8 protein-coding genes are annotated in these 10,353 nt (G+C 62.6%); 1 reads left to right on the forward strand and 7 read right to left on the reverse strand.

Annotated features, from left to right (window positions below):
• Positions 1–359: 359 nt before the first annotated feature.
• The 6 genes from pepN to Q1V60_RS12120 are packed head-to-tail and all read right to left on the reverse strand — an operon-like array spanning position 360 to position 6,860.
• Positions 360–3,017, reverse strand: coding sequence for an aminopeptidase N (gene pepN, locus Q1V60_RS12095; protein ID WP_300630532.1), 2,658 nt, complete (start codon positions 3,015–3,017; stop codon positions 360–362).
• A 13-nt stretch (positions 3,018–3,030) separates the two neighbouring features.
• Positions 3,031–3,861 carry a DUF2797 domain-containing protein gene (locus tag Q1V60_RS12100; protein ID WP_300630534.1) on the reverse strand — a complete coding sequence of 277 codons (831 nt, stop codon included), beginning with the start codon at positions 3,859–3,861 and terminating at the stop codon, positions 3,031–3,033.
• Positions 3,858–4,118 carry a DUF1315 family protein gene (locus tag Q1V60_RS12105; RefSeq protein ID WP_300630536.1) on the reverse strand — a complete coding sequence of 87 codons (261 nt, stop codon included), beginning with the start codon at positions 4,116–4,118 and terminating at the stop codon, positions 3,858–3,860. Before Q1V60_RS12105 ends, Q1V60_RS12100 begins: the two co-directional genes overlap by 4 nt.
• Before the next feature lie 14 nt (positions 4,119–4,132).
• Complete coding sequence (locus tag Q1V60_RS12110) at positions 4,133–5,002, reverse strand: rhomboid family intramembrane serine protease (protein WP_300630538.1); 870 nt, start codon at positions 5,000–5,002, stop codon at positions 4,133–4,135.
• Positions 4,999–5,970 carry a metallophosphoesterase gene (locus Q1V60_RS12115; protein ID WP_300630540.1) on the reverse strand — a complete coding sequence of 324 codons (972 nt, stop codon included), beginning with the start codon at positions 5,968–5,970 and terminating at the stop codon, positions 4,999–5,001. Before Q1V60_RS12115 ends, Q1V60_RS12110 begins: the two co-directional genes overlap by 4 nt.
• Positions 5,970–6,860 carry an NAD(+) kinase gene (locus Q1V60_RS12120; protein ID WP_057725186.1) on the reverse strand — a complete coding sequence of 297 codons (891 nt, stop codon included), beginning with the start codon at positions 6,858–6,860 and terminating at the stop codon, positions 5,970–5,972. Before Q1V60_RS12120 ends, Q1V60_RS12115 begins: the two co-directional genes overlap by 1 nt.
• A gap of 156 nt (positions 6,861–7,016) precedes the next feature.
• Between Q1V60_RS12120 and Q1V60_RS12125 the strand changes: the two genes are divergently transcribed.
• A complete protein-coding gene (locus Q1V60_RS12125; protein ID WP_300630542.1) occupies positions 7,017–7,964 on the forward strand; it encodes a DUF1853 family protein in 948 nt (315 codons plus the stop codon).
• Positions 7,965–8,067: 103 nt separating this feature from the next.
• Here Q1V60_RS12125 and Q1V60_RS12130 read toward each other — a convergent pair.
• Positions 8,068–10,353 (reverse strand): ImcF-related family protein (locus tag Q1V60_RS12130; RefSeq protein ID WP_300630544.1); only part of this gene is annotated, 2,286 nt, incomplete at its 5' end.

Genomic DNA, 10,353 nt, shown 5'->3' on the forward strand with positions numbered 1-10,353 from the left:
GGGAGCTTGCTCCCGCTGGACTGCGTAGCAGTCCCATTTTTGGGGCCGCTTCGCGCCCCAACGGGAGCAAGCTCCCTCGCCACAGGTCGCAGGTTTTTCTGCTTTAGCGCTTAACTGACCGGCATTAGGGCTTGCCCGCGAGCGCGGTATGTCAGCAAATGCATCGTTGACTGACACTGCGCTTTCGCGAGCAAGCCCGCTCCCACACTTCAATTGCACTAGGCCAGTTGGATACTTTCGCCTGGCAGAGCGCCACGGGATCAACCAGAAGTTGCGCAGTGCCCAGGCCGATCCCGCAGACCAGCGCAATAAAAAAAGCCCGTCTTCAGTAAGACGGGCTTTCTCTGTTACGACCGCAGTCAGGCAAGGCTTTTGCTGACCACCTCGAACACATCGCTGGACAGCTCGCCCGAGCCACGGATGCGTTCCAGCTCCGCCTTCATCAGCGCTTGCCGTGCGGCGTCGTATTTACGCCAGCGCGTCAAGGGTGCCAATTGGCGCGACGCAATCTGTGGGTTCAGCGTGTTGAGCTGGATCACCAGGTCCGCCAGGAAACGATAACCCGACCCATCCGCCGCATGGAAGTTGATCAGGTTCTGCCCGGCGAATGCGCCGATGAGCGCGCGTACCTTGTTCGGGTTCTTGATCGTGAACGCGGGGTGTTCCATCAACGCCTTGACCCGCGCCAACCCGCCCGGCAGGGTGCTGCCGGCCTGCACGCTGAACCATTGGTCCATGACCAATGGGTTGTCCTTGAAGTTCTCGGCAAACACCGCCAGCGCCTGGGCTTTTTCCGCTTCGAACGGCGAGTTCACCAGCACGGCCAGGGCCGTCAGGCGCTCGGTCATGTTGTCGCTGGTGTCGAACTGGTCCAGTGTTGCCGCCAGCACTTGCGGCTTGCCGCTGAGCATCAGGTAAGACAGCGCGATGTTCTGCAGGGCGCGCCGGGCGAAGTGCTCGGCCTCGGCCACGTACGGCGTTTGCCTGGAGAGGTCACGGTTGGCCTGATAGCGCAGCCACAGCCCTTCGAACAGGTTGTCGGCCAACTGCTTGCGCGCAAATTCGCGGGCGGCATGAATGGCATCGACATCCGCCACTTCACTGATTTCAGCCAGGTAGGCTTCGCCCGGCAACGAGAGCATTTCGGCGACCATGGCCTGGTCCAGGCTTTCGTCGCTCAGGACCGTGCGCAAGGCGTCGATCAAGCGCTGATCCAGCTTCAACGGTTGCCCCGCCTGATGCTGACCGATCAGCTCCTGCAACACCTGCACCGCCAATTGCTGACCGGCGTCCCAGCGGTTGAAGCCGTCGCTGTCGTGCTGCATCAGGAACATCAGTTGGTCGCGGTCGTACGGGAAGCTCAGTTTCACCGGTGCCGAGAAGCCACGCAGCAGTGAAGGCAAGGGTTTTTCGACGACGTCAACGAAGGTGAAGGTCTGCTCGGCTTCGGTCACCGAGATCACTCGGGAAGTGCCGCCTGCAGCCGCTTCACCGGCCAGGCGCAGGGCAATGCCGGCGCCCTTGCCGTCCAGCAGGCCCAGCTCGACCGGGATCACGAATGGCAGTTTTTCCACCTTGTCCGGGGTTGGCGGGCAGCTCTGGCGGAAGGTCAGGCTGTAGGTCCTGGCGGCCGCATCGTAGGACTCGCTCACCGCCAAACGCGGCGTGCCGGCCTGGCTGTACCAGCGTTTGAACTGGCTGAGGTCAACGCCGTTGGCATCTTCCATGGCCTTGATGAAATCGTCGCAGGTCACGGCCTGGCCATCGTGGCGCTCGAAATACAGGTCGCTGCCTTTGCGGAAGCCTTCAGCGCCAAGCAAGGTGTGGATCATGCCGACCACTTCCGAGCCCTTCTCGTACACGGTCAGGGTGTAGAAGTTGGAGATTTCGATAAAGCTGTCCGGGCGCACCGCATGGGCCATGGGGCCAGCGTCTTCGGCGAATTGATGAGTACGCAGGTACGCCACGTCCTGGATGCGCTTGACCGTGGCCGAGTTCATGTCGGCGGAGAACCCCGAGTCGCGGAACACGGTGAAGCCTTCCTTGAGCGACAACTGGAACCAGTCGCGGCAGGTCACGCGGTTGCCCGACCAGTTGTGGAAGTATTCATGGGCGACGATTGCCTCGACCCGCTGGTGAGCGGCATCGGTGGCGGTTTCGGCGCGGGCCAGCACGGCGCTGGAGTTGAAGATATTGAGGCCTTTGTTCTCCATGGCGCCCATGTTGAAGTCGTTGACCGCCACGATCATGAAGATGTCGAGGTCGTACTCGCGCCCGTAGGTTTCTTCATCCCAGCGCATGGATTTTTTCAGGCTGGTCATGGCGTGCTGGCACTTGTCGATATTTTCCGGCTCGACGTAGATGCGCAGCGCGACCTCGCGCTGGGTCATGGTGGTGAAGCTGTCTTCGACACACCACAGATCACCGGCCACCAGCGCGAACAGGTAGGCCGGTTTCTTGAACGGGTCTTCCCAGGTCGCCCAGTGCCGGCCGTCTTCGCCGGGGCCACTGGCGATCGGGTTGCCGTTGGACAGCAGCACCGGGTAGCGGTGTTGCTCAGCGATCACCGTGGTGGTGAACACGCTCATCACGTCCGGACGATCAAGGTAATAAGTGATTTTGCGGAAACCTTCGGCCTCGCACTGGGTGCAGAACATGCCGCCGGATTTGTAAAGGCCTTCCAGGGCGGTGTTGGTTTCCGGGTGAATCTTGACCGTGGTGTCGAGGGTGAAAGTGTCACTGCTCGGCTGCACGGTCAGGTGGCTGTCGGTCAACTGGTAGTCAGCGGCGGTCAGTGCCTGATCGGCAAGGTTTACGCTGAGCAGTTCCAGCTGCTGGCCATCCAGCACCAACGGCGGCAGCCCGGCGCCGCGCTCGGGGTTGCGGCGCATCACCAGCTGCGCGTGGACCAGGCTGTGGTCCTCGAACAACTCGAAGGTCAGGTGCGTCTCGTCGATCAGGTAGTCCGGCGCCTGATAGTCCTTCAGGTAAATCATCTTCGGTTGTTCGGTGCGCATGGGTGGCATCCTTCTACTGATGCACGGCGAGCTGGTAGGCCGTGTATTTACGAATATTGATAACGCCGGTGTCGAAGATCAGGTATTGGCCCTTGATTCCCAGCAGCGTGCCTTCGGCAATCGGATTCTTGTCCAGGTTGAAGCTGACGATCTTGGCCGGGTATTGCTCCACCGGGTAGCGGATCTCGATCGGCTCGATGTCGGCAATGGTTTGGATGGCCTGCAGGCCAAAGCGTTCCTGCAACCCCAGCAAGCCTTCGGCGCAGGAGGCGAAAAGCTCATCGCGTACCTGCCTGAGGTCGACGGACTGCGCATCGCCCTTGAGCAACGCACGCCAGTTGGTTTTGTCGCCCACCTGGCTACGAAACAGATCTTCGACAAAGCCCGATTGCTGGCGAGTGGCCACGCGCATGATCGGCAGCGCCTGGCTGGCGCCCTGATCGAGCCAGCGGGTCGGCAACTGCGTGGCACGGGTGATACCGACCTTGATCCCCGACGAGTTGGCCAGGTACACCACATGGTCGGTCATGCAGAATGTTTCACCCCAGCCCGGATCGCGGCAGGTGCCGGCCTCGTAATGGCAACGCTCGGGGCTCATGATGCACAGGTCACACTGGGCCAGCTTGGTCATGCACGGGTAGCAATACCCCTGGCTGAAGCTGGTCTTGGTTTTGCGGCCGCAATGGCTGCAATGAATGGCACCGAGATATTCCAGGCGGATATGGGTGCCGATCAACGGGTTGACCGGCACCTCGGTATCGCCCAGGCGAAACGCGTATTGAACGGTCGGCTCACCGAGTTGCGCCGACATTTTGCTGACTGCACCGCGACCAATTTCAATCAATGGATCGCATCCGACTTAAACAGGATGTTCGGTACCGGTGCCGATTTCGACGCGCATTCCTGCGGGCCCATATAACCGGTGCGCTGGTCTTCGGGCAGGTTCTGCAGTTCCCAGGCGATCACCGCTTGCAGGGACAGCTCACGCTGTTCGGGGGTGAGCTTGCGGCCGTCGGACCACTTGCCGATTTCCACGGCGAGCTTGAGGCTCTCATAGATGTCCGGGGTGATGTTTTCGATCATTTCAGCAAAAGAGGACATAAGGCTCTTCCTTATCAAATAGCCGATTTGCGACGGTTATACAGCCCGCCCAGCAAACCGGTCAGGCAACCGATAACCAAGCCGCCCACATGGGCCGCGTTGGCGATTTCGCCGAAGCCGATCATCGAGACCAGCCCCGACAGGCAGAGCACCAGCCACACCAACATCATCACCAACACCCCACGGGGCAAGCGATACGCCGGATTGGGCGAGAGTAATTGAAAGATCCAGCAGTGTCCGAGCAGGCCATACAACACGCCGGACAACCCGCCAAACAGGCCTGGGCCGCCATAAGCATACTGCGCGTAATTGGAGACAAGGCTGAACAACAGGGTCAGGCCCAGCAGGTTAATGCTGCCCTGGCGCGCTTCGATACGCCGACCCAGCTCCCAATACCACATGCCATTCATGGCCAGGTGCAGGATGCCGAAGTGAATCAGCATCGGCGTGACCAACCGCCACCACTGCCCGGAGGCCAGGCTGTCGGCCAGCGGCGTGAACTGGATGTATTCGCCCACTACCCGGAACGGCAGAAAGGTCAGCCAGGCCATGGTCTGCAGGTTTTCACCCAGCAGCGTCACCGCGCCAACGATGATGCTTGCCAGCAGTACCAGCGCCGTAACCGGGCTGTGGCGCACCTGCTGAACAAAACCCGGGCGCGCAACGGGCGCTTGTTCGGGAATATCCAGTTGCTGGTCCGGGTCACCGGCGGGAAAGCGTTGGTACAACACGCGCACGTCGTCGCTGATGGACTCGGGCACCCACAGCACTTGCTCGCCCGCTTCCTCGCTGACGCGATGGGGCACCTGCATGCGTTGCAGCAACTTGACGAAACCGCCCAGGTCGACACTCAGGGGCAGGCGCAATACAGCCACGGTACTCATTGGATAACCTCAGGCCGCTCAACGTCGACCCAGACGAATTTACGCGGATCCAGTTGGGTTTCCTGGTCCAGGCGATACGCCACCAGCTTGCCGTACAGCACCGCGCTGTAGTCCAGGCAGGCCAGGTTCGGGCGGATCGGAGCCGGTTTGCCGCTGCGCCAGTAATGGCCGACGAACAACAGCGGCTCGTCGACGCCATAGCGCAGCAGAGTGTTCTTTTCGGTGGGGGACAATGGCGTGCGTGCCACCGGCTCGGGCAAGGCATCGGGCTGGAACACGATGTCGCCGTAGGTTTTCGGGTCGTCTTCCCAGAATTTGGTGCGGAAGAACGAACGCGTAAGGCCATCGCCACCGGTCAGCGTGAGGCCGTGCGGCAGGCGCATGTCGGTGCCGCGCAACAGGCGATCGAAGGCGTTGCAGGCAAAACTCCCCGGCACGGCGGCGGCCTGCAGGAAATGCTGATCGATGCAGCCATCCGGGAACGTGGCGCGCAGCGGCTGTATGAACCCCTCATCCCAGCACGCATGCACCACACGGAAACGCCCGGCGTCGACAAACAGCGGCATGTCGTAGAACCAGCCGAGGAAGTCGTGCCAGTCGGCCGGGTGCTGTTCGAACTGGGTCAGGGTTTCCTGGATCAGCCGCGCATGGCGCGGGTTGTGTTCGCGCACAAATTGCTTGCCGCTGCCCGGCGGTGCCGGTGTGGTCCAACCCAGCGCATTGAACTCATGGTTGCCCATGATGCACAGCGCCTGGCCGGCCTCGGTCATGTCGTGGACGATGTGCAGCGCTTCGCGGATGCGTGGGCCACGGTCGATGATATCGCCGAGAAACACCGCCATGCGTGACGGGTGGCGCCAGGTGCCGCCCTGCTTGTGGTAACCCATCTGGTCGAGCAGGTGCTCAAGCGTGTGGGCGCAACCGTGCACGTCACCAATCAGGTCGTAGCTACGCGCGGGATCGAGCATCAGTCGCCTCCACCCCCCAAGCGGCTGCCCCAGCCCAACTTGGTGCGGCACACTTCGTAGTAGTTGTGGTCCAGCGGGTGGATCAACCGCAACTTCTGCGCCTTCTTGCTCACGGTGATGGTGTCACCGGGAGCGCAGGTGAAATGGTTCTGCCCGTCGCAGGAAACTTGTGGGTAGATTTGCATATCTTTGGACACCACGATTTTCAGCTCACTGTTGCCATCGACCACAATCGGCCGACTCGACAACATATGGGGATACATCGGTACGATCACAATGGCATCCAGCTTGGGATGCATGATCGGGCCACCGGCCGACAGCGCATACGCGGTTGAACCGGTAGGCGTGGCGACGATCAGGCCGTCAGCCTTTTGGCTGCACACGAACTGGCCGTCGATATACAGCTCGAACTCGATCATCCGCGTGGATTTGCCGGGATGCAGCACCACGTCATTGAGCGCATCGCCCTGGCCGATGGCTTCGCCGTGGCGGCGCACTTCGGCCTGCAGCAAAAAGCGGTTTTCCACCAGGTAATGGCCGTCGAGCACCTTGGCGACTTCGACCTCCAGCTCATCCGGGCGGATATCGGTGAGAAACCCCAGACTGCCGCGGTTGATCCCCAGCACCGGCACGTTATGCCGCGCCAGTGCCCGAGCCGCGCCAAGCAGGCTGCCGTCGCCGCCGACCACGATGACCATGTCGCACACTTCGCCAAGCATTTTGCGCGAGGAGGTCTGCAGGCCGTGGCCCGGCAGGATTTCGCCGATGGTGTCTTCGAGGATCACATGCAGATGGCGTTCCAGCAGGAATTTTTTCAGCCGGCGGACGGTGTCCAACACCTGGGTACTGCCCAGGCGACCGATAATGCCGATATTGCGAAATTGCTCCATGGGGCTCCTGCGGGCGTAGGGGTGTGGCAAAAAGAAACGATTATGGGCGAAAGGCCGCGTCAGGCAAAATCCTTTGTCGCCGCCCGGCCTTGATGACAATGGTTCTCAGGCGGTTCTCAGGCACCTGCACGCGATTTAAGAGGCTATGCTCGCGCCATGACTCTGTTCCCTGACTTGCACGCCCTGCCCCGCCAACTGCGACACCCTGAGGTGCGCGACCTGGCGTGGGTGATGCTGGCGCCCCCGATGCTCGCACAGACGCCATGGCCCCAGCGCCATCCGCTGGCGGGCAGTGATTGGGTACAGGCGCCGCAGTTACTTGAAGGTTGGTTACGCGCGCTCGATCAGAACAGCAGCGCGCTGCAGCACTGGCTGAGCCTGGCGCGCACCCGGCGCCTGGGCCTCTACTATGAGCGGCTGTGGCAGTTCGCCGTGCAGCATGCGCCGGGCGTGGAGCTGCTGGCGGCCAACCTGCCGATCCGCCGCGACGGTCACACCCTCGGCGAGCTGGATATGCTGTTGCGCGACCGCGATGGCGTGCATCACCTGGAACTGGCGATCAAGCTCTACCTCGGGCCTCAGGCTGGGAACGGCGGGGACGCGGCGCAGTGGCTGGGCCCGGGTTGCCATGACCGGCTCGACCGCAAACTGGCGCACCTGACCCAGCATCAATTGCCGATCTCGGCGCGCCCGGAAAGCCGTGAAGCCTTGGCGGCGCTGGATATTCAGCAGTTCGATGCGCACCTGTGGCTGGGCGGGTATCTGCTTTATCCGTGGCCGGGCCAGGCCGACTCGCCCCTCGGCGCCCACCCGCAGCATTTGCGTGGGCGCTGGTTGCATCAGCGCGATTGGCCGGACTTTGTCGGCACCCGCCCGGCCGGTCACTGGCAACCCCTGCCCCGACACGCGTGGCTGGCGCCGGTGCATTACACGGCGGATGAGGTGTGGAATGAGGAGCAGATGCAACGCTGGCTGGCGGACCTGGAGCCGATGGCACCGGCGCAGCTGCTGGTGCGAATGGTGCGGAGCGGGGAGGATTGGGAGGAAGCGGAGCGGTTGTTTCTGGTGGCTGATCTTTGGCCGAATGTGCCGGGCTCTTCTTAAGCGGCCAACGACGCCCACGAATAGGCCCGGCCGGGCTTCGTTGCGGGTTCAGTGGCTTAGGCGATAGCGCTGACACTCTGTAGCTCAGGGTGTCAGCGCTCGCTCACGTCCCGTTTTGCGCGTAAGGGTTTTTAACGGTCTTCTCGCCGAGAAATATCTGCGTGGGCAACGTGAAATTACGCAGCTTGAGCAACGCCAGAGGTCCGGCGTCCAGCTCGGTGCGCAGGTGCCAGATCAAGTTCAAGCCGTCCGGCGCCTTGAGCACCACGCGGTAGCGGCTGTCACCGTCGTCCAACGGCGTGACCTGGGCTTTTTCCAACAGGCGAATCAGGCCCCAGGTGCCGGAGTAGTCGCCGAAGAGTCGTTCGCCGGTGTGTACGCTGGTCCAGCTCAAGCTCGCGCCGGGATAGTCACTACGCCCCGGCCAGTTGAAACGCTGCCAGCTTTCCTTCTGGTTGAAGTACTGGTGCTTGTCGCCGTTGAGGATGAAGGTGGTTTGCACCACATCGCGCACCGGCTTGCCTTGCAGTTCAAAGCTCAACCCCATGCCGCCCTCGGTGTAGAGCACATCGGCCAGGTCGCTGAGCTGGTTGATGGCGGCCAGAAATTGCGGGTTGAAGCGCAGGCCCTGGCTGTGGCGTGGGTCGGCGACCCAACGGCTCCCCTCCTTGCGCAACACGCCGCTCAATTGGCGCTGCAAAAATTGCTCGATGCGCCCCGACTCGGCGCGGATCATCTGGCCCAGCATCGGCAGGGACGCATCGCTGGCGGTGGCGGTGAACGGGTAACGGCTGGCGAAGGCAGCGTTCCATTGGCTCACGACCGAGCGTTGCCACTGGCTGTTGATGCCTGCCGCCGACGGTTGCAGCACCCGTTGCCAGGCGTGTTCCAGCGGCTGCACAAACAGCGTCTGCGCCGCCCCGCGCCACTCCGCGCCCAGGCTGGCGGCCATCAGGCTGCCGTAGGACTGGGTGTCGGTCAGGTCGATGCTGCGGCCTTGAAACACGGTTTGCGCCAGGGCCTGGGTCATTGCCAGCGGATCGGGCGCGGTGCTGACTTGCTGCAATTTCAGGCGCACACGCGTCACGCGGGTGAGGAAGGCGTGGAGGCTGAGGCTATCGGCGCCGCTGCCTGCGGGTTCTTTGCCCAACAACGCCAACAATGGGCCGAAGGTCGCGTCCAAGGGGCTGCCGGGCAGGTGGGCGAGCTGGTCGATCACCGGGGCCTTGTCCTTCCCGATCAGCTTTTGCGCGGACTTAACCAATGAATCGCCCAGGGCCTGGATTCGAGCGCCGGCGTGCCCTTGGTAGGCCAACGTGTTCATCAGCGCAATCAGCGGCGACTGGCGCACATCGCTCATCAGCGTCAACTGGTCGATCACCTCCTCGAGGCTCCCGGCCTGCTGCCAGCGCAGGCTGTTGAGCAAGTCCAGCCAGGCGCTGGCGTAGTCCTGGAAGTAGCGCTCGGTGAGGCGATCACGGAGCTGGTCCGGGCTCAGGCGGGTGTCGATGTCGGTGGGTTTGTCACTGAGCACCCAGTCGATTTCCTCCCGACGCGCCTCGGCGATTTCGTCGATGGCATGGCGCACCTGCCCCTCCCAGGCCTGACGGGTGAATACGCCCGGCACGCTGGCATCGGTGGTGAACAAAGCCAGGGCATCGGTGTCGCCCACCAGTTGGTGCAGGCCCAGGTCCGGGTAATGATGGGCGGCGTCATCGAGCAGCTGTTCATACAGGCTGGCCTCGGCGTTGCGTTGGCCCAGTTGAGCGAGCAGGACCTGCCGGACTTGCGCCACCAGCCGTGGGTCGGCCTCGATACGCCAGCCGGGGTTGGCAGCCAGGTGTTCGCCATAGAACTGCCACAGGTTCGGTGCCAGGCTCTGCCAGAGTCCGGGTGAAATGCCGGTGCGTGTCGGCTCAACTTCACTCAGGGTTTTGGCCAGAACAGTGGCATCGGCTTTTTGCGGGCGCGCCATCATCAAATAAGCTTTGAGCTGGGCGTAGGCAGCGCGGGCCCGCTCGACGCGCTCGGGGCTCCCTGGGGCCAGCTTGACCAGCGCATTGAGCCGTTGGCGCAGCATGGCGGCCGCCGGGTCGCGGATCAGGCGGTTGTTGGCTTCGACATAGCGCGGCCATAAGGTTTCAAGGAGCGCCTGGTTTTGGTTCAGACCGAAGCGTTGATACCAGGGGGCGCCCGCTTGGGCGCGCTGATCCAGACGCGCTAATTCGCGCACCAGATCGTTGAGGGCATTCAGTTGTTCGTCGCTGCTGGCCGGTTGCTGCAACGCAGCCAGTGAGGTGTGAACCTGATCGACCAGCACACGGTTGCCGACGAACGACAGCAGCAGTCCCGCGCCCCACAGCGCGGCCAATCCCAACGTCAGCGCATA

The sequence above is a fragment of the Pseudomonas sp. genome, assembly GCF_030147005.1.
Classification (GTDB): Bacteria; Pseudomonadota; Gammaproteobacteria; order Pseudomonadales; family Pseudomonadaceae; genus Aquipseudomonas.